Origin of the sequence: Micromonospora sp. DT53 (genome assembly GCF_049841535.1) — a bacterium.
GTDB lineage: Bacteria > Actinomycetota > Actinomycetes > Mycobacteriales > Micromonosporaceae > Micromonospora.
Genome location: NZ_JBNCKM010000001.1, coordinates 449,932 through 467,491 on the forward strand (window position 1 = coordinate 449,932; position 17,560 = coordinate 467,491).

17 protein-coding genes are annotated in these 17,560 nt (G+C 72.9%); 7 read left to right on the forward strand and 10 right to left on the reverse strand.

Annotated elements, in window-relative coordinates; genetic code table 11:
• Positions 1–2: 2 nt before the first annotated feature.
• Complete coding sequence (locus ACLQ3B_RS02255; protein WP_425776872.1) at positions 3–494, reverse strand: glutathione peroxidase; 492 nt, start codon at positions 492–494, stop codon at positions 3–5.
• A 168-nt stretch (positions 495–662) separates the two neighbouring features.
• Here ACLQ3B_RS02255 and ACLQ3B_RS02260 point away from each other — a divergent pair, with 168 nt between their 5' ends.
• The 4 genes from ACLQ3B_RS02260 to ACLQ3B_RS02275 all read left to right on the forward strand — a co-directional run bounded on the left by ACLQ3B_RS02260 (position 663) and on the right by ACLQ3B_RS02275 (position 5,544).
• Complete coding sequence (locus ACLQ3B_RS02260; protein WP_425776874.1) at positions 663–2,288, forward strand: glycosyl hydrolase family 18 protein; 1,626 nt, start codon at positions 663–665, stop codon at positions 2,286–2,288.
• Between the two features lie 180 nt (positions 2,289–2,468).
• Positions 2,469–2,972 carry a hypothetical protein gene (locus ACLQ3B_RS02265; RefSeq protein WP_425776876.1) on the forward strand — a complete coding sequence of 168 codons (504 nt, stop codon included), beginning with the start codon at positions 2,469–2,471 and terminating at the stop codon, positions 2,970–2,972.
• A gap of 92 nt (positions 2,973–3,064) precedes the next feature.
• Positions 3,065–4,471, forward strand: coding sequence for a class II 3-deoxy-7-phosphoheptulonate synthase (locus ACLQ3B_RS02270; RefSeq protein ID WP_425776878.1), 1,407 nt, complete (start codon positions 3,065–3,067; stop codon positions 4,469–4,471).
• A gap of 38 nt (positions 4,472–4,509) precedes the next feature.
• Positions 4,510–5,544, forward strand: coding sequence for a threonine aldolase family protein (locus ACLQ3B_RS02275; RefSeq protein WP_425776880.1), 1,035 nt, complete (start codon positions 4,510–4,512; stop codon positions 5,542–5,544).
• A 153-nt stretch (positions 5,545–5,697) separates the two neighbouring features.
• Here the strand turns inward: ACLQ3B_RS02275 and ACLQ3B_RS02280 are convergent, their stop codons facing one another.
• Positions 5,698–6,567, reverse strand: a complete 870-nt coding sequence (locus tag ACLQ3B_RS02280) for a deoxyribonuclease IV (protein ID WP_425776882.1) — start codon at positions 6,565–6,567, stop codon at positions 5,698–5,700.
• Entirely contained in the window at positions 6,567–8,555 is a 1,989-nt protein-coding gene (gene pknB, locus ACLQ3B_RS02285) for a Stk1 family PASTA domain-containing Ser/Thr kinase (protein ID WP_425776884.1), read from the reverse strand. Before pknB ends, ACLQ3B_RS02280 begins: the two co-directional genes overlap by 1 nt.
• A gap of 211 nt (positions 8,556–8,766) precedes the next feature.
• Here pknB and ACLQ3B_RS02290 point away from each other — a divergent pair, with 211 nt between their 5' ends.
• On the forward strand, positions 8,767–9,156 hold the full coding sequence (locus ACLQ3B_RS02290; protein ID WP_357278159.1) for an Rv2175c family DNA-binding protein: 390 nt from the start codon (positions 8,767–8,769) through the stop codon (positions 9,154–9,156).
• Positions 9,157–9,320: 164 nt separating this feature from the next.
• Here the strand turns inward: ACLQ3B_RS02290 and ACLQ3B_RS02295 are convergent, their stop codons facing one another.
• Both ACLQ3B_RS02295 and ACLQ3B_RS02300 read right to left on the reverse strand, forming a co-directional pair.
• Positions 9,321–10,403: a polyprenyl synthetase family protein gene (locus tag ACLQ3B_RS02295; RefSeq protein ID WP_425776887.1), complete on the reverse strand. Its 1,083-nt coding sequence runs from the start codon at positions 10,401–10,403 to the stop codon at positions 9,321–9,323.
• A gap of 9 nt (positions 10,404–10,412) precedes the next feature.
• Positions 10,413–10,802, reverse strand: a complete 390-nt coding sequence (locus ACLQ3B_RS02300; protein ID WP_425776889.1) for a helix-turn-helix domain-containing protein — start codon at positions 10,800–10,802, stop codon at positions 10,413–10,415.
• 271 nt (positions 10,803–11,073) lie between these two features.
• On the opposite strand from ACLQ3B_RS02300, the gene metF reads away from it, so the two are divergent.
• Together metF and ACLQ3B_RS02310 are read left to right on the forward strand one after the other, a co-directional pair.
• Entirely contained in the window at positions 11,074–11,991 is a 918-nt protein-coding gene (gene metF, locus ACLQ3B_RS02305) for a methylenetetrahydrofolate reductase [NAD(P)H] (protein ID WP_425776891.1), read from the forward strand.
• A gap of 44 nt (positions 11,992–12,035) precedes the next feature.
• On the forward strand, positions 12,036–12,725 hold the full coding sequence (locus ACLQ3B_RS02310; protein WP_425776893.1) for a CDP-alcohol phosphatidyltransferase family protein: 690 nt from the start codon (positions 12,036–12,038) through the stop codon (positions 12,723–12,725).
• Between the two features lie 37 nt (positions 12,726–12,762).
• Here the strand turns inward: ACLQ3B_RS02310 and ACLQ3B_RS02315 are convergent, their stop codons facing one another.
• The 5 genes from ACLQ3B_RS02315 to ACLQ3B_RS02335 are packed head-to-tail and all read right to left on the reverse strand — an operon-like array spanning position 12,763 to position 17,548.
• Positions 12,763–14,250 (reverse strand): phytoene desaturase family protein, encoded by a 1,488-nt coding sequence (locus tag ACLQ3B_RS02315; protein WP_425776895.1) that lies wholly within the window; start codon positions 14,248–14,250, stop codon positions 12,763–12,765.
• 10 nt (positions 14,251–14,260) lie between these two features.
• Positions 14,261–15,388, reverse strand: a complete 1,128-nt coding sequence (locus ACLQ3B_RS02320; protein WP_425776897.1) for a glycosyltransferase — start codon at positions 15,386–15,388, stop codon at positions 14,261–14,263.
• Positions 15,385–16,263 carry a carotenoid biosynthesis protein gene (locus ACLQ3B_RS02325; protein WP_425776899.1) on the reverse strand — a complete coding sequence of 293 codons (879 nt, stop codon included), beginning with the start codon at positions 16,261–16,263 and terminating at the stop codon, positions 15,385–15,387. Before ACLQ3B_RS02325 ends, ACLQ3B_RS02320 begins: the two co-directional genes overlap by 4 nt.
• Positions 16,260–16,811, reverse strand: a complete 552-nt coding sequence (locus ACLQ3B_RS02330) for a GNAT family N-acetyltransferase (RefSeq protein WP_425776901.1) — start codon at positions 16,809–16,811, stop codon at positions 16,260–16,262. The genes ACLQ3B_RS02325 and ACLQ3B_RS02330 overlap by 4 nt, the downstream gene beginning before the upstream one ends.
• Positions 16,808–17,548: a monooxygenase gene (locus ACLQ3B_RS02335; protein WP_425778007.1), complete on the reverse strand. Its 741-nt coding sequence runs from the start codon at positions 17,546–17,548 to the stop codon at positions 16,808–16,810. Before ACLQ3B_RS02335 ends, ACLQ3B_RS02330 begins: the two co-directional genes overlap by 4 nt.
• Positions 17,549–17,560: the final 12 nt, after the last annotated feature.

Consider the following 17,560-nt stretch of genomic DNA (forward strand, 5'->3'; position numbering starts at 1 on the left):
CGTCAGGAGGTGGGGAGGACCTTCTCGACGGCTACGCGCAGGTCGTCGGAGTCGGGCTCGACAGTGGGGGCGAAGCGCGCGGCGACCGAGCCGTCCGGGGCCACCAGGAACTTCTCGAAGTTCCACCGCACGTCACCGGTGTGCCCGTCGGCGTCCGGAGTGTCCACGAGCGCGGCGTAGAGCGGGTGCCGGTCGCCGCCGTTGACGTCGACCTTCTCGGTCAGCGGGAAGGTGACTCCGTAGTTGACCTGGCAGAAGTCGCTGATCTCGGCGGCGCTGCCCGGCTCCTGCCCGGCGAACTGGTTGCACGGCACGCCGAGCACCACGAGGCCCCGGTCGGCGTAGGAGTCGGCGAGCGTCTGGAGGCCGGCGTACTGCGGGGTGAGGCCGCAGCGGGATGCCACGTTGACGACCAGCAACGCCTTGCCGCGGTAGCGGGCCAGGTCGGCGGGGCCGCCGTTGAGGGCGTCGATCGGGATGTCGAAGACGGTCATGGGCCCGAGGCTACGCGCCGGCCGGGCATCGACCCGGGGTGGGCGCAGCGTACGCACTCCGTGCACCAGGAGAAATCGAAACATGCGCATCTTGACGAACTGATGACGGCGTGAGTACCGTCTCACCATCTCTTTTGGAAAGTTTCCTAACAGTTCGGGAGACGCCGCATGAAAAGATCGCTCCGCCGGGCCCTCTGGGCCGGTGCCGTGGTCGCCGTGACCGTCGCAGCGGTGCCGATGACCACCGCGTTCGGCGCCGGCACGGTCACCACCACCTTCACCAAGGCGCAGGACTGGGGGACCGGTCACGAGACGAGAGTGACAGTCACCAACGGTTCGAGCGCCACGGTCACCACCTGGCGCATCGAGTTCGACCTGCCGTCGGGCACCACCGTCAGCAGCGCGTGGGACGCCGACGTCACCAGCAGCGGCAACCACTACGTCGCGGTAAAGAAGAGCTGGGCCGGCGGCATCGCACCCGGCGCCTCGTTCAGCTGGGGTTACAACGGCAGCGGCGCCTACAAGGCACCGCTGAACTGCACGATCAACGGTGCCGCGTGCGGCGGCGGGACGACCCCGCCGACCACCACTCCGCCGACCACCACCCCGCCGACGACGACGCCACCCACCACCCCTCCGCCCACCACGCCACCGCCGACCACCAACCCGCCGAACCCGGGTGGCAAGAAGGTCGTCGGCTACTTCGCCGAGTGGGGCGTCTACGGGCGCAACTACCACGTCAAGAACATCCAGACCAGCGGCTCGGCCGCCAAGCTGACCCACATCCTGTACGCCTTCGGCAACACCACCGGCGGTCGTTGCGCCATCGGTGACAGCTACGCCGACTACGACAAGGCGTACACCGCGGCGGAGAGCGTGGACGGCGTCGCCGACACGTGGGACCAGCCGCTGCGCGGCAGCTTCAACCAACTGCGCAAGCTCAAGCAGCTGAACCCGCACCTCAAGGTGATCTGGTCGTTCGGCGGCTGGACCTGGTCCGGCGGCTTCACCCAGGCCGCGCAGAACCCGGCCGCGTTCGCCGAGAGCTGCTACAACCTGGTCGAGGACCCGCGCTGGGCGGACGTCTTCGACGGCATCGACGTCGACTGGGAGTACCCCAACGCCTGCGGTCTGAGCTGTGACAGCAGCGGCCCGAACGCGTTCAAGAACGTGATCGGCGCGCTGCGGTCGAGGTTCGGGTCCAGCGCCCTGGTCACCGCCGCCATCACCGCGGACGGCAGCAACGGCGGCAAGATCGACGCCACCGACTACGCCGGCGCCATCGGCAACCTCAACTGGCTGATGCCGATGACCTACGACTACTTCGGCGCCTTCGCCGCCCAGGGTCCGACGGCACCGCACTCCCCGCTCACCTCGTACACCGGCATCCCGCAGCAGGGCTTCAACTCCGACGCGGCGATCCAGAAGCTCAAGAGCAAGGGCGTCCCGGCCAACAAACTGCTGCTCGGCATCGGCTTCTACGGTCGGGGCTGGACCGGTGTCACCCAGGCCGCCCCGGGCGGCAGCGCCACCGGCGCGGCGCCGGGCACCTACGAGGCCGGCATCGAGGACTACAAGGTCCTGAAGAACACCTGCCCGGCCACCGGCACGGTCGCCGGCACCGCGTACGCCAAGTGCGGCAGCAACTGGTGGAGCTACGACACCCCGTCGACCATCAACGGCAAGATGACGTACGCGAACAACCAGGGCCTCGGTGGCGCGTTCTTCTGGGAGCTCTCCGGTGACACGAGCAACGGCGAGCTCATCGGCGCCATCAAGGGCGGTCTCGGCTGAGCCGAGGGCCGACGCACCACCCACACGGCGGGAAGGGGCCCGCACCGTCCCTTCCCGCCCGTGACACAGCGGCCCGGTCGACGCCCAACGTCGACCGGGCCGCGCCGTTGGGCTCGATCAGCTGGATGTGGCAGACTCGCGGCTCGGCACGTCTCGATCTCACCGCCGACGGAGGTGACCATGCGCCTGACCCACCGCGGGCTGGCGGCGACCGCCGCTGGGCTGATGCTGCTGCCGGTCGCCCTGGGCGGCTGCGGAATCGGCGGCGGGGACGAGGACGAGTCCGCCGCGAAGCCGGCCCGAGCCCCCGCCGAGGAGGCCGCCACCCGCTCCCGCGAGCGCGTGCAGGCGTACCTCGACGCGATGGCGGCCAAGGACGTCGCCGCCGGCCGCAGCCAACTCTGCGCCCTGCTGCACGACGGCTTCGACCTGGGTGCCACCGGCCCCAACGGTGACTTCGCCGACCACTTCCAGGTGCCGAAGGCGGCCATCACCGGTATCCGGCCCGGCGCACAGGGGCAGGAGGTCAGCGTCTCGGTCTCGGTCGCGGTCGGCAAGCGCACCGTCACCCGGCCGCTGGTCTTCACCGTCACCCGGGACGGAGGCGACTGGTGCATCGCCGGGGAAGCGCCGGGCGCCGCGCCTGCCGCGCCGTCGCCGACCGGCGTCTTCGTACCCGAGTAACCTGACCGGCGCCCGGCAGATTGATCTCCCATCTGCCGGAACCGTCCCCCTCGCCGCCGGGGCGCCTCGACAGTCGCCGTACGCTTTCTGTCATGCGCCATGAGTGGCATCAGCTGAGCCATCCCGCGGTGGGCAGCCCGGGCCTGCAGACCAGCCGACCGACAGTCGACTCCGCGGAGGACGCCGCGCTCGGCCTGGACCGATGGCGGGAACTGCCCCGCGAGCAGGTCCCGCCGTGGTCCGACCCGGCCGCGGTCGCCGCGGTCTGCAAGGTCCTCGACACCGTGCCCTCGGTCGTCGCGCCCTACGAGGTGGACCAGCTCCGGCAGAAGCTCGCCCTGGTCTGCGAGGGCAAGGCGTTCCTGCTGCAGGGCGGTGACTGCGCCGAGACGTTCGTGGACAACACCGAGAGCCACCTGCTGGCCAACGCCCGCACCCTGCTCCAGATGGCGATCGTGCTCACCTACGGCGCGTCGCTGCCGGTGGTCAAGGTCGCCCGGGTCGCCGGGCAGTACACGAAGCCCCGCTCGCTGCCGACCGACGCGCGCGGCCTGCCCGCGTACCGCGGCGACATGATCAACTCACTGGAGGCCGACCCGGCCGCCCGGGTCTCCGACCCGCAGCGCATGATCCGCGCGTACGCCAACTCGGCGGCGGCGATGAACATGCTCCGGGCGTACCTCGCCGGCGGGCTCGCCGACCTGCACGCCGTGCACGACTGGAACAAGGGCTTCGTGAAGAACTCCCCGGCGGGGGAGCGTTACGAGGCGATCGCCCGGGAGATCGACCGGGCGCTGGCCTTCATCCGGGCGTGCGGCATGACCGACGACGAGGCGCTGCGCACCGTCACGCTCTACTGCTCCCACGAGGCCCTCGCCCTGGAGTACGACCGGGCGCTCACCCGGGTCTCCGACCGTCGGGCGTACGGGCTCTCCGGGCACTTCCTCTGGGTCGGCGAGCGCACCCGGCAGATCAGTGGCGCGCACATCGACTTCATCTCCCGGATCGCCAACCCGATCGGGGTCAAGCTCGGCCCGACCACCTCCCCGGACGAGGCGATCGAGCTGTGCGAGAAGCTCAACCCGGACAACACCCCCGGCCGGCTCACCCTGATCAGCCGGATGGGCAACCACCGGGTACGCGACGCCCTGCCGCCGATCGTCGCCAAGGTCACCGCCGCCGGCGCCAAGGTGGTCTGGCAGTGCGACCCGATGCACGGCAACACGCACGAGTCGTCAAACGGCTACAAGACCCGGCACTTCGACCGCATCGTCGACGAGGTGCTCGGCTACTTCGAGGTGCACCGGGGGCTGGACACCCACCCCGGCGGCCTGCACGTCGAGTTGACCGGCGAGGACGTCACCGAATGCCTCGGCGGCGCCCAGGGCATCGAGGATCTCGACCTGCCCGACCGGTACGAAACCGCCTGCGACCCGCGACTGAACACCCAGCAGTCGCTGGAGTTGGCCTTCCTCGTAGCGGAGATGCTCCGTGGCTGAGCTTGCGAGCCCCGCAGTCGGCAGCCGAAGGGAAAGCAATGCCTGATCTGTTCGTGGACCTGCGGTCCGACACGGTGACCCGACCCACCGCCGGGATGCGGGAGGCGATGGCCACCGCCGAGGTCGGTGACGACGTCTACGGCGAGGATCCGAGCGTCAACGCGCTGGAGGCCGAGGTCGCCGCGTTGTTCGGGCACGAGGCGGCGCTGTTCGCCCCGAGTGGGTCGATGGCGAACCAGATCGCCCTGCAACTGCTGGTGTCGCCCGGGGACGAGTTGCTCTGCGACGCCGACGCGCACGTGGTCACGTACGAGATCGGTGCCGCGGCCGCGTACGGCGGGGTCTCCTCGCGGACCTGGCCTGCGGTGGGCGCGGACATCGACCCGGAGGTGGTGGCCGGGATGATCCGGCCGGACGGCTACTTCGCTGTCCCCACCCGCGCGATCGCCGTCGAGCAGACCCACAATCGCGGCGGTGGCGGGGTGATTCCGCTGGCGACCCTGCGGGACCTGCGCGGCATCGCCGACGATGCGGGCGTCGCGCTGCACTGTGACGGCGCCCGGATCTGGCACGCGCACGTCGCCGACCGGGTGCCGCTGATCGAGTACGGTCGGCTCTTCGACACGCTGTCGGTGTGCCTCTCCAAGGGGCTCGGCGCGCCGGTCGGTTCGCTGGTGGTAGGCAGCGCGGAGAAGATCGAACGTGCCCGGATGCTCCGCAAGCGGATGGGCGGTGGCATGCGCCAGGCTGGCATTCTCGCCGCCGCCGGTCGGTACGCGCTCGCGCAGCACATCGACCGGCTGGCCGACGACCACGCGAGGGCGGCCCGGCTCGCCGAGGCCGTCGCGCCGTTCGGTGTGCTGGCCACCCCGGTCCGTACCAACCTGGTCGCGCTGGACCTCACCAAGCACACCCTGGACGCCCGGGCCCTGGCCGCCGCGGCGCGGGCCGAGGGCGTACTGATCTCGGTGCTCGGCCCCCGTACCGCCCGCCTGGTCACCCACCTGGGCCTCAGCGACGCGGACATCGACCGCGCCCACGCAGCCCTACCCCGCATCCTCGCCGCACCCTAAAACCCCACCCCCACCCCACCCCCTCTCCCCGGCGCCCCCACCTCACCCCCCGTTGATCATGAAGTTATTGCCACTCGGACCGGCGTGTCATGGCAATAACTTCATGATCAACGGGGGCGGGCTCGGGGGGTGGGGGGAGGGGGTGGGGGGCCGTTAGGGGCGGGACAGGCGGGTGAGTGTCGTGATGTCGGAGGCGTGGCCCAGGTGCTTCTCGCTGGGGGTTTCCACGACGATCGGGACGCCGGCGGTTGCCGGGTGGGCCATCAGCTCGGCGAAGGCGGGCTCGCCGATGGTGCCCTTGCCGATGTTCTCGTGCCGATCCCGGGTGGAGCCGCACAGATCCTTCGAGTCGTTGGCGTGGACCAGCCGCAGCCGGTCCGCACCGACCGTGGCCACCAGGGTGTCCAGGGTCGCCGTCATGCCGCCCTCGGCCGCCAGGTCGTGGCCGGCCGCCCAGGCGTGGCAGGTGTCGAAGCAGACCCCGAGCATGGGATGCCGGTCCACCGCGTCCAGGTAGGGGCCGAGCTGCTCCACCCGGGAGGCCAGTGACCGGCCTCCGCCGGCGCTCGGCTCGACCAGCAACATCGGCCCGCCAGCGTCGGCGGCCCAGTCGAGCAGCGGCAGCAACACCTCGCGGACCTGTCGCATCGCCGCCTCGGCGTGCGCCTCGTCCACCGAACTGCCCGCGTGGAACACCACCCCCCGCGCGCCGATCGCCACACCTCGGCGCAACGCGTGCTCCAGCGTCTGGGCCGACTTCTCGACCGTGGCCGGGGTGGGCGAGCCGACATTGACCAGCAGCGCGGCGTGGATGAACGCGGGAATGCCCCGCTCGGCGCAACCGTCGCGGAACAGGGTGTCCTGCACCGGGTCACCGTTGGGCAGTGCCCAGCCTCGCGAGTTGGAGACGTAGACCTGCACCACCTGCGCACCGGTCGCGTCAACGTACGGCAGGGCGGCCTTCGCCAGCCCACCCGAGGTCGGAGTGTGCGTGCCCACCGGCCGCGCGGAGATCGTCGGCATCAGAAGCACGTCAGGGTGACCGGGGTGCCGGGCGGCACCTGCGAATTCTCGCCCGGGAGCTGGATCCGGACCACGGCGTTCGGATTGATCGCCACCGTCACCGGGAAGCCCTGACCCTCCAACGCCTGCTTGGCCTGCTGGCACGGCAGGTCGACCACCCGCGGCATCGCGACAAGCGGTGGCCCCTTGCTGACGTCCAGCTTGACCTGGGTGCCCTTCTCCACGCCGGCGCCGTCGGCCGGGCTCTGGCCGAGGATCTCGTCCCTCGGCTTGTCGGAGTCCTTGTAGGTCTCCACAAGTGTCAGGTTGAGCTGGGCCAGGGCCGTCCGGGCGTCGGTCAGGCTCTTGCCGACCAGGTTCGGCACCGTCACCGGCGCCCTGCCCCGGCTCAGAATGAGGGTGATCTTCGCACCGGGTTTGACCTCGGCGCCCACCTTGGGGGAGCTGTCCACCACGACCCCGGCCGGCAGGCTGTCGTCGTAGCGACCGGTGCCCTTGGCCACCACCAGCTTCGCGTTGAGCAAGTCCGCCTCGGCGAGCTCGAACTCCTTGCCGATCACGTCCGGTACGGGGAAGCGCTCCGGGCCGAGGGAGAGGGTCAGGGTGATCGTGCCACCCTTGACGATCTTGGCAGCGGACGCCGGGCTCTGCTCCAGCACGCTGTCCTTCGGGGCCTTCTCGTCGAAGCGCGGCTCAGCGTACTTGAGGACGAGCCCGGCGCGGTCGGCCTGCGCCTGCGCCTGGGCGTTGCTCAGGCTCACCAGCTGCGGAGCGTCGGTGTAGCGGCCGACGACGAACCACCACCCCCCGATCGCGGCCACCAGGCCCAGCGTCACCACCACGGCCGCGACGGCCAGCCGGCCACGGGGGTTGCTCAGCAACGTGCTGCGCAGCGCGGCGAGTCGAGCGCCCAGGCCCTCCGCCGGCTCCGGTGCGGCCCGACGGCGGCCCGGCCCCTGGCTGCTGGCGCCCTCGGGCAGTCGTGCCCACGACGGGCGGTTGGGCGGCTGGACCGTCGCGACCATCATGGTCGGCTGGGAGAGTGACGGCGCGTCGCTGATCGGGTGGAGTACGGCGGTGTGGCTGTTGGCGTCACCCAGACGATCCCGGGCGACCTGCACCTCGGTCAGCAACGCGCCGGCGTCGGCGGGCCGCGCGCCGGGATCACGCCGGGTGGCCCGCTGCACCAGGTCGTCGAGGACCGACGGCAGGCCCGGCACCAACGTCGAGGGCGCCGGCACGTCCCGGTCGACGTGCTGCCAGGCGACGTCCACCGGGCGGTCCCCGTCGTACGGCACGCGGCCGGTGAGCATCTCGAACAGCACGATGCCGGCCGAGTAGACGTCGGTGCGCGGATCGGCGCGGCCCTCGGTGACCAGCTCCGGGGCGACGTACGCCACGGTGGCCATCAGTTGGTTGCCCTGCTCCTCGTCGGCGCTCGCCTCGACCGCTCGGGCCAGCCCGAAGTCGGCCACCTTCACGACGCTGTCGACCAGGTTGGCGACGCCACCGGTAGGCGCCTCCGCGACCAGCACGTTCTCCGGTTTGACGTCGCGGTGCACGAGACCGGCCCGGTGCGCGGCGGCGATCGCGGCGAGCATCTGCTCGGCGATGGCCAGCGCCTCGTCCGGGTTGAGCCGGCGTCGCTCGGCGAGCACGTCGCGCAGCGTGCGACCACGGACGTACTCCATCACCAGGTACGGCAGACCGGCGTGCGTGCCCTGGTCGTAGACCGCCACCACGTTCGGGTGGGTCAGCCGGGCGATGGTCTTCGCCTCGTCGGTGAACCGGGCCACGAAGTTCGCGATCCGGGCCCGTGCCTCGCTCGCCTGGGTCGGGTGAATGATCTTGACAGCGACGGTGCGCTCGAGGCGTTCGTCGGTGGCGGTGTACACGGTCGCCATGCCACCACGGGCCACGCGACCGCGAATGCGGTAGCGCCCGTCGATCAGCGAGCCCAGCAACGTGTCGGCGACCTGAGTGTCCATCGGCAGGCAGTCTATGTGTCCAGGGGGTGAAGGATGAACAGGATGCTACAGCCGTACGCCGAACTGGTCCGTCCTGCCGCGCTGGCCGCCCCTTGTTCGCTGGTCAGCGGCGATCAGGTTCGCTGGTCAGCGGCGGTCAAGAGAGTGGGCGCCGGTGGGTCGCCCGGGGTGCCGGTGGCTCGTCGCGGCGGCGGCGTGGCAGGGTGGTCGGGTGACCGAACCCGTACCCGACCAGGCCGCGCCCGGCCTGGAACTCGCCGGCCCCACCGACCCGGCCGGCTGGTTGACCCTGCCCGACGTCGCCGAACGCCTCGACGTGTCGATCAGCAAGGTGCACCAGATGATCCGTGACCGGGAGTTGTTGGCGGTCCGCCGCGACGGCGTCCGCCGTATCCCGGCGGACCTGGTTGCCAACCAGACCGTGCTCAAGCACCTTCCCGGCGTGCTCAACCTGCTCGCTGACAACGGCTACGACGACGAGGCCGTCCTGCGCTGGCTCTACGAGCCGGACGACACCCTCCCCGGCGCCACCCCGGCCGCCGCCCTCTCCGGCGACCAGGCCCGCGAGGTGAAACGCCGAGCCCAAGCCCAAGGCTTCTAACTCGACCGCCCCCACCCCGCCCCGCCCCTGCCCCGGACCACCCTCCGCCCCCGTTGATCATGAAGTTATTGCCAGCCCGCTCGGCGTGTCGTGGCAACAACTTCATGATCAACGCCGGGAGGGGCGGGGTCGGGGGGAGGGGGAGGGGCGTAGGGGGGTGGGGGTTAGTCGGCTCGGCGGGTTGCGGCTATGGCCAGGTCTACCAGGGCTTGGCGGGCCTCGGTGTCCAGGTCGACGGAGGTCAGGGCGGCCAGGGCGGTGTCGGTGAGTGTGACGATCCGCTGTTCGGTACGGGCCAACGCCCCGCTCCCCGAGATCACCTCGCGGAGCCGGGCCACCCCCTGCTCGTCCAGCTGCGGGTCGCCGAGCCGGCTGAGCAGCAGCTCACGGCCGGCGTCGTCGGTGGCCTCCACGGCCGCCGCCACCAGGTAGGTGCGTTTGCCCTCGCGCAGATCGTCCCCGGCCGGCTTGCCGGTCAGCGCCGGATCGCCGAAGACCCCCAGCACGTCGTCGCGGAGCTGGAACGCCTCACCCAGCGGCAGCCCGTACGCCGAGTAGGCCCTCCGGACGTCCTCCGGCGCGTCGGCCAGTGCGGCGCCGAGCAGCGTCGGACGCTCGACGGTGTACTTCGCGGACTTGTACCGGGCGACCTTGCTGGCCCGTTCCACCGAGGTGTCCCCGGTGGCCTGCGTCAGCACGTCGAGGTACTGCCCGACGGTGACCTCGGTGCGCATCTCGTCGAAGACCGGCCGAGCCCGGGCCAACGCCCACAGGTCCAGGCCCGCGGAGTGCAGCAGCTCGTCGGACCAGACCAGGCAGAGGTCACCGAGCAGGAGGGCAGCGGCGTCGCCGAAACCGTCCGGGTCGCCGCCCCAACCGGCCTCCCGGTGCCGGGTGGCGAACCGTCGGTGCACCGCGGGCTCGCCGCGACGGGTGTCGGAGCGGTCCATCAGGTCGTCGTGCATCAGGGCGCTGGCCTGGACGAACTCCAGCGCGGCCAGGGCGGTGAGCACCTGGTCGCTGTCCACCCCGCCGGCCCCCCGGAACCCCCAGTACGCGAATGCTGGACGCAGCCGCTTGCCGCCACCGAGCACGAACGCCTCGATCGCGTCGGCCACCGGACCCAGCGCGTCGTCCACGGCGGCGAGCCGGACCCGTTGGCCGGTCAGGAACTCGGTGAGAGCCTTGTCGACCCGCTGCCGCAGGCCGGCGCGGTCGACGGGGGACACGGGAGCAGCGTGGGTCACGCCCCGACGCTAGCCGGTCGTCATGGCTCGTGCTCCACCGCCACGCGTAGTCCCGCCGGTGCGGCCGGGACCCCTCCGCCCAGCCGGTCGCGCGCCGGCCGGCGCGGCGCGGCCCGGCCCGGTGGCCCGTGTCGAGTCGGCCCGACGGGTGGCCGCGGCGGCCTCGGCGAGCGCCACCAGCGGCACGTCCAGGACGACGGCGAGCCAGCCGAGCCAGAACCCGCCCGGCACGCGGCGCTGTCGTTCCCACCGGGAGATCTCGTGCCGGCTCAGCGTCGGCACCCCGGCGGCGGCGCACAACTCGGCGGCGGCTCGCTGCTGGCTCCAGCCCCGGGCCAGTCGGTGCCGGGCCAGCAGCGGCCCGAGCTGCGTGGGGCGCGGCGATGCGGGCGGGATCATGGGTCCTCCTGGCGGGCGTCGGTGCGGTGACGACCCACCCGCCCGACCGGACGGGACCGGCGTCACCGCTCGGTTGCTGACCCCCGCGCGGGACCCGGAGCCACCCCCGCCGCCCCTCCCGCACCGCCCATTCCTACCCCGGAGGTACGACGTCTTTCCGCACGCCGGGCCGGGGCGCACGGGCACGCCGGACCGGGGCGCACGGGCACGGACCGGACGCCGGGGTGGGAAGGGCCTGGGTCCCGGTGGCAGCGACCGCTAGAGTCGGGTCGTGGCGCTCGGTCTTCCCTCGACACTCCCCAATCCGCAGCCGGCGATCGGGGAGCTCATCCGTGAGCACCAGCCCACCTTCTCGTTCGAGTTCTTCCCGCCCAAGACCGAGGCGGGGGAGCAGCTGCTCTGGCAGGCCATCCGCGAACTGGAGTCCCTGCGCCCGTCGTTCGTGTCGATCACCTACGGCGCCGGCGGTTCGACCCGGGACACCACCGTGGCGGTGACCGAGCGGATCGCCACCGAGACCACCCTGCTGCCGATGGCCCACCTGACCGCGGTCAACCACTCCGTCGCCGAGCTGCGGCACGTGGTCGGTCGGCTCGCCGGGGTGGGCGTGCGCAACGTGCTGGCCGTTCGTGGCGACCCCCCGGGCAACCCGGGCGGTGAGTGGATCCGCCACCCCGAGGGCGTGGACTACGCCGAGGACCTGGTCCGGCTGGTGCGCGACGCCGGCGACTTCAGCGTCGGCGTGGCGGCCTTCCCGTACAAGCACCCCCGCTCGCCCGACGTGGCCAGCGACACCGCCCAGTTCGTCCGCAAGTGTCGGGCCGGCGCGGAGTTCGCGGTCACGCAGATGTTCTTCGACGCCGACGACTACCTGCGGCTACGTGACCGGGTTGCCGCTGCCGGCTGTGACACCCCGATCCTGGCCGGGGTGATGCCGGTGACCCAGTTCGGCACCATCGAGCGGTCCGTGCAGCTGTCCGGTGCGCCGTTCCCACAGGCGTTGGCGGCCCGCTTCGAGCGCGTGGCCGACGACCCGGACGCCGTCCGCCGGCTCGGCATCGAGCAGGCCAGCGAGATGTGTCGCCGGCTGCTGGACGAGGGCGTGCCGGGAATCCACTTCATCACCCTCAACCGGTCCACCGCGACCCGCGAGGTCTGGCAGAACCTGAAGGCCGGCGCCCGCGTGTGAACGCCGCGCCTGCGACACCTGTTGCCCGGCACGACGGTTGATCCGTGGTGGGCACACAGCTGAACTGGGATCAGTACGCCACGGCGTGGGCGCGGCTGCACGGCGGGTTCGACCCTCGGGTCGCGGCGCCGGTGGTGCGCGCCTGGCTGCGATTCGCGTACCACGTCGGATATGTGCTGGGTCGGCTGCGGGTCAGCCCCACCGCGGTCACCGTGGCCGGGGTGCTGCTCTGCTTCTGCGTACCGTTGCTGGTGGGCCGCTCGGGGGACGGGCCGTTCCTCGGCGCGCTGTTCGTGCTGCTCGCCGCCGTGGCGGACAGCGTGGACGGTGCGGTGGCGGTTGCCACCGGTCGCACCACCCGGCTCGGCTACGTCTACGACTCGGTAGCCGACCGGCTCGGTGAGGTGGCGTGGCTGCTGGCGTTCTGGCTGGTGGGCGCGCCGGGCGGGCTGGTCGTCGCGGCTGGCGCGCTGTCCTGGTTGCACGAGTACGTCCGAGCGCGGGCGGTCGCCGCCGGTATGCGGGAGATCGGCGCGGTGACGGTGGGTGAACGCCCGACCCGGGTCTCGGTGGCGCTGGCCGGCCTGCTGGTCGCCGGGCTGGCCGGGCTGATCGAGCCGGACCTGGCCGCCGGCACCATCACCATGGCGACCGCGGTCTGGGTGCTGCTGGCCGGGTTCGGCCTGGGGCAACTGCTCTCCAGCATCCGCCGCGCCCTGCTCGACGCCGGCTGAGCAGGCGCCGCGAAAACAGGCTGAAGGCGCGTCGGGTCTACCAGGCGGGGCCGATCTCGTCGGCGACGATCTGCGCGGAGAGGGTGACCATCGGCAACCCGCCGCCCGGGTGGGTGGAGCCACCCACCAGCCACAGCCCGTTCGCCGGGCCCCGGTTGGCCGGGCGGAGCAGCCCACCGGCGGTGCCGTAGATCGAGCCACCTGGCGCGCCGGTCGCCACGTCCAGGTCGGCGGGGGTGCGGATCTCGCGGAACAGCAGCCGGTCGCGCACGTCCACGCCGCGCCGCGCCAGCACGTCCAGGATCCGATCGGCGTACGCGTCGGCCAGCCCCGGGCGTCGCCAGTCGACCGCGCCCGCCGCGGTGCCCTGCCGAGGGGCGTTGACCAGCACGAACCACGCCTCGTGTCCGGCTGGGCGGACCATCGGGTCGTCGGCCACGGTGACGAACACCGCCGGGTCGGCCGCCGGCCGGGCGCGTACCCCCCGCCCGGGGTCACCGAAGACCGCGTCGAACTCGGCGTCGTAGTCGTCCGGGAAGAAGACGTTGTGGTGGGCCAGCCCGGTGCTGCCGGAGACGCCGAGCAGCAGCACGAAGCCGGCGAGGCTGCGGTCGGTCAGCCCGGCCAGTCGACGCGAGTGCGGCAGCAGGTCACGGTAGACGGTGAGCGCGTCCACGTTGGCCACCACCACGTCGGCGGGCACCGGGGCGGTGACGCCGGCGAGGCGTACCCCGTGCACCCGGCCGCCGGTGGCGTCGATACGGGTGACCGTGGCGTCGGTCTGCACGACCACGCCGAGGTCCAGGCAACGCGTGAGCAGCGCGTCGGCGAGCGTGCCCAGCCCGCCGCGCAGGTACCAGCCGCCGAAGGCCAGCTCGGCGTAGGGGACCGCGACCAGCGCCGCCGGCGCCCGGCGCGGGTCGGCGCCGGTGTAGGTGGCGTACCGGTCCAGCAGCATCCGCAGCCGCGGATCGGACAGGTGCCCGCGGCCCAGGCCGCGCAGGCTGCGACCCGGGGCGATGGCGGCCAGGTCGCCGACGCGCCAGGCCAGCGATGCGAGGTCGCGGGGAGAATCGACGCTGCGGCGCAGGATGTCCCGCGAGGAGGCCTCCCACACGCGCGCCGCCCGCCGCCACAGCCGCTGCCAGTCGGCTGCCGCCCGGTCGCCGAGGGCGGCCCCGATCCGGGCGGTGAACTCCACCGGGTCGGCGCACGAGTCCAGGGTCGGGCCGTCGCCGGGGAAGACGTGCCGGACGATCGGGTCCAGCGGGACCAGGTCCAGGTATTCGTCGAGCTTCGCCCCGGTCGCCTCGAACAGGTCGTGGAAGACCTCGGGCAGGGTGAGCAGGCTCGGCCCGGTGTCGAAGTGGAACGACCCGGCCGGGGTGTCGTGCGCGTACCGGCCGAGCTTGCCGCCGACCGTGTCGGCCCGCTCGAAGACGGTCACCTGGTGCCCGGTGGCGGCCAACCGGGCGGCGGTGGCGAGGCCACCCACCCCGGCGCCGACGACCACGATCCGCGCCATGCCGCGCCTCCTAGCTGACCGGGCGGCCCCGCCAGGTCAGGCGGCGTCGCTTTCGCAGATGGTACGACCGCAGGGTCAGCCAACCGAGGACCACGACCGACACGGGGTGTGCGAGCGCGTCGGGCCACCACCGGCCACCGGTCGCGCGGGCGGTGAGCACCCGTCCGGCCACCCCCAGCACGTACGCGGCGAGCGCCACCATCGACACCCGGGGAGCCGTCGTGGCGAGCCCGGCCAGCGCGATCAGCGGTGGGGCGGTGTAGAGCAGCAGCAGCGCCGCCACCACGGCCGCCGCCGCGCCCGGGTGCCCGAACGACGCCCAGAGCGACTTCGAGTACCCGTCGCGCAGTTGCGGCCAGTCGTCGTACATCCGGCAGGTGGCCAGCCGGGAGCCGTCGGCCAGGGCGATCCGTCCGCCGGCCCGCTTGACCGCCCGGGCCAGCTCGACGTCCTCCAGGATCTTGTCGGCGACCGCGGCGTGCCCGCCGGCGGCGGTGTAGCCGGCCCGGTCCACCACCAGGAACTGCCCGCCCGCCGCGGCCAGCGACGGCCGCGGCGAGCGTTCCATCGCGCGTAGCGGCAGGAAGGTCAGCCAGAGCCACTGCAACAGCGGCTGCACCAACCGGTCGGCCGCCGTCGCCACCACGATCCGGGGGTACGGCGACAGCAGCGTCACGCGGGCGGCGCGCAGCTCGGTGACGGCCGCGGCCACGGCGTGCGGGGCGAGCACCACGTCGGCGTCGACGAAGACCAGCGCGGTGGCGTCCGGGTCGGCCCGGGTGGCCAGCTGCCAGCACGCGTGCGGCTTGCCCAGCCAGCCCGGCGGTGGGGCGACCCCGGTGAGCAGCGTGACCCGGGGGTCGTCGCCGACCACCGCGCGGACCACGTCGGCGGTGCCGTCGGTGGACCCGTCGTCGAGGATCACGACGCGCAGCCCGGGCACGCCGCGCTGGGCGAGTAGGGCGCGCAGGCAGGGCGTGACCCGAGTGGCCTCGTCGCGCAGCGGCAGCAGCACGGCCACCGGCTCGTCGAGGGCCTCGGGCCGGTCGGTGGGTCGGCGCAGCCACCGGGTGGCGTTGAGCCAGGTGTGTCCGGTCAACGCGGCGACGGCGATCAGCAGGGCGAGCAGGACGGTCATCGGGTCGCGTCGACGCCGGGGCGGTGTGACTGGTGGGCCTCTCGACCGGGGTCACCGCCCCGGCGGGCACGCAGGAGGGTCACCGCCAGGGGTACGGCGGTCACCGACATGCCGGCGGCGCCCCAGAGCGCCGAGGCGGACAGGTCGAGGAAGACGGCGTGGGCCAGGATGCTGGAGAAGTACGTCCACAGGTAGAGCGCGACCATCGGGTGGTCGCGTCGATCGGTGTGCTCGGCGGCCGGCCCGGCCAGCGGGCGCAGCGCGCTCATCAGCAGCACCGCGAAGAGCAGCCAGCCCAGGTAGTTGCTGACCGGAATGCCGGCCAGGCCGGGCAGGGCCGGGGTGGCGTCGCGCCAGACCCAGTAGCCCTCGGCCACCATCTGCGGGTCGAGGAAGAGGTCCCAGGCGGCCAGCCCCACCGTGGCCAGCGCGATCCGCACCACCCATCGACCCACCGTCGGCCCGCTGCCGCCGGCCGTTGTCGCGCTGTCAGCGGCCGTCGTGGCGTTGCCGCCGGTCAGTCGGACCGCCGCCAGCCAGGCCGGCCAGGCCATCCAGGTCCAGGCCAACGGAATGATCAGTGGCACGCCGGCCAGCTTGGGGCCTAGCTCGCCGGAGTAGTCGTAGCTGCCGAACGGCACACCGGTGGCCACCCCGATCGCCTCGATCGCGAACCCGCCGCCGGTGGCCACCGCGACCAGCGCCGCCGCCACCCGTGGGCCCCGGCTGAGCAGCGCGTGGCCGACCGAGAGCAGCCAACCGAGCACGACGGTGGCCACGGTGAGCCCGGCCCGGGTGGCGCCTGTGGTGAGCGGGTAGCAGATCTGGGCGAGCACCAGGACGGCGAGCAGCGTCCAGGAGATCCGCCGGGTCATGACGCCGGTGGCTCGAGCGGCAGATCCCGACCGAGTACGCCGAACGGTCGCTCGTCGCCGGGGAAGTGGAAGTCGCGCAGCACGTCGACGAAGCCGAACCGTCGGTACAACCGCCAGGCCCGCGAGGTCTGCTCGTCGGCCTCCGGGGTGGACAGCAGCACGGTGTCGCCCTCCGCCATGCCGAGCAACGCGCGCAGCTGACCGGCGCCCAGGCCGTGCCCCTGCGCCGGTGGCCGGACGTGCAGCTCGACCACCTCGAAGCAGTGGGTGAGCCAGTGCGTGCGGGTCGGGGCGTCCAACGCGCGGTGCACCTGGTCGTGCCACCACTGACCGGACGCGCCCAGGTAGCCGTAGCCGAAGCCGGCGAGGTGACCCTCGCTGGTCAGGCTGGCGACCGCCCGGAAACCCGGCCGGCGGACGTGGGTGGCGATGTAACCGCGCCGGGCCTCCAGCAGGTCGGTGCGGTATCCCATCGCCTCGCCGTAGACGGCCACCACGTCGTCCAGCCGTCGGACGAGATCGTCCGGCGTCCAGCGCACCAACCTCATGCCCGTCCACCCTTCACCGTTTCCGGGCCGCCCTCGGCGACCCACCCGAGCGCCGACCGGTCGCCGACCACGTCGCGCACCTCGAACCGGGCGAACAGCTCCTCGGCGTACCAGCCCGCGGTGGGGGTTCGCATGATCGCCGCCCGATGCTCCGGGTGACGGTACGCGAACGCCACCAGGTCCGTCGGATCACGCCACACGCTCACCGTGCCCTGCCAGCCCAACGGCGCCTCGCCGACCCCGAACCGGGCCAGCAGTCCGGGTGCGTCACGCAGGGCGGCGGCCACCGGCGGGATCGCCCGCCAGAAGGTGGCGGCCCGGCGGGCCCGCAGCCGAGCCCGGGTCAGTGCCAGCACCGGGCCGGTGACCCGGCCGCCCGACGGGTCGCCGAACGGCCGCTGGCCGGACCACTCGCCCCGGCTGGTCAGCGGGCGCAGGTCGATCCGGGCCTGGGCGTGGGCGATGCGCGCCCAGGCCCGCCCGACCGACGAGTCGTCGAAGCCGGCCGCCGCGGCGGGTGAGTCCCAGACGGTCAGCGCCGCCCACCGGGTCAGGTCGGCGTCCCTCGGCCCGAAGTCGGTGCCGGTCCCGGTGCCCAGCAGCTTGCCGAACCGAACGCCCGGGAGGGCCCGCAACCGGCGTGGATCGAGCGCCATCCGGGTCAGCGCCCGGGGCAGCGCGCCGCGGGAGGTCCGCCACACGTGCAGCGTGACCAGCTCCGGAGCCGTGCTGCTCACGCCACCGCTTCG

Excerpts from the sequence above, each read along its gene's own strand:
- ACLQ3B_RS02255 (WP_425776872.1), bottom strand. The coding sequence starts at position 494 with ATGACCGTCTTCGACATCCCGATCGACGCCCTCAACGGCGGCCCCGCC.
- ACLQ3B_RS02260 (WP_425776874.1), top strand. The coding sequence starts at position 663 with ATGAAAAGATCGCTCCGCCGGGCCCTCTGGGCCGGTGCCGTGGTCGCC.
- ACLQ3B_RS02265 (WP_425776876.1), top strand. The coding sequence starts at position 2,469 with ATGCGCCTGACCCACCGCGGGCTGGCGGCGACCGCCGCTGGGCTGATG.
- ACLQ3B_RS02270 (WP_425776878.1), top strand. The coding sequence starts at position 3,065 with ATGCGCCATGAGTGGCATCAGCTGAGCCATCCCGCGGTGGGCAGCCCG.
- ACLQ3B_RS02275 (WP_425776880.1), top strand. The coding sequence starts at position 4,510 with ATGCCTGATCTGTTCGTGGACCTGCGGTCCGACACGGTGACCCGACCC.
- ACLQ3B_RS02280 (WP_425776882.1), bottom strand. The coding sequence starts at position 6,567 with ATGCCGACGATCTCCGCGCGGCCGGTGGGCACGCACACTCCGACCTCG.
- pknB (WP_425776884.1), bottom strand. The coding sequence starts at position 8,555 with ATGGACACTCAGGTCGCCGACACGTTGCTGGGCTCGCTGATCGACGGG.
- ACLQ3B_RS02300 (WP_425776889.1), bottom strand. The coding sequence starts at position 10,802 with ATGATCCCGCCCGCATCGCCGCGCCCCACGCAGCTCGGGCCGCTGCTG.
- ACLQ3B_RS02315 (WP_425776895.1), bottom strand. The coding sequence starts at position 14,250 with ATGGCGCGGATCGTGGTCGTCGGCGCCGGGGTGGGTGGCCTCGCCACC.
- ACLQ3B_RS02320 (WP_425776897.1), bottom strand. The coding sequence starts at position 15,388 with ATGACCGTCCTGCTCGCCCTGCTGATCGCCGTCGCCGCGTTGACCGGA.
- ACLQ3B_RS02325 (WP_425776899.1), bottom strand. The coding sequence starts at position 16,263 with ATGACCCGGCGGATCTCCTGGACGCTGCTCGCCGTCCTGGTGCTCGCC.
- ACLQ3B_RS02330 (WP_425776901.1), bottom strand. The coding sequence starts at position 16,811 with ATGAGGTTGGTGCGCTGGACGCCGGACGATCTCGTCCGACGGCTGGAC.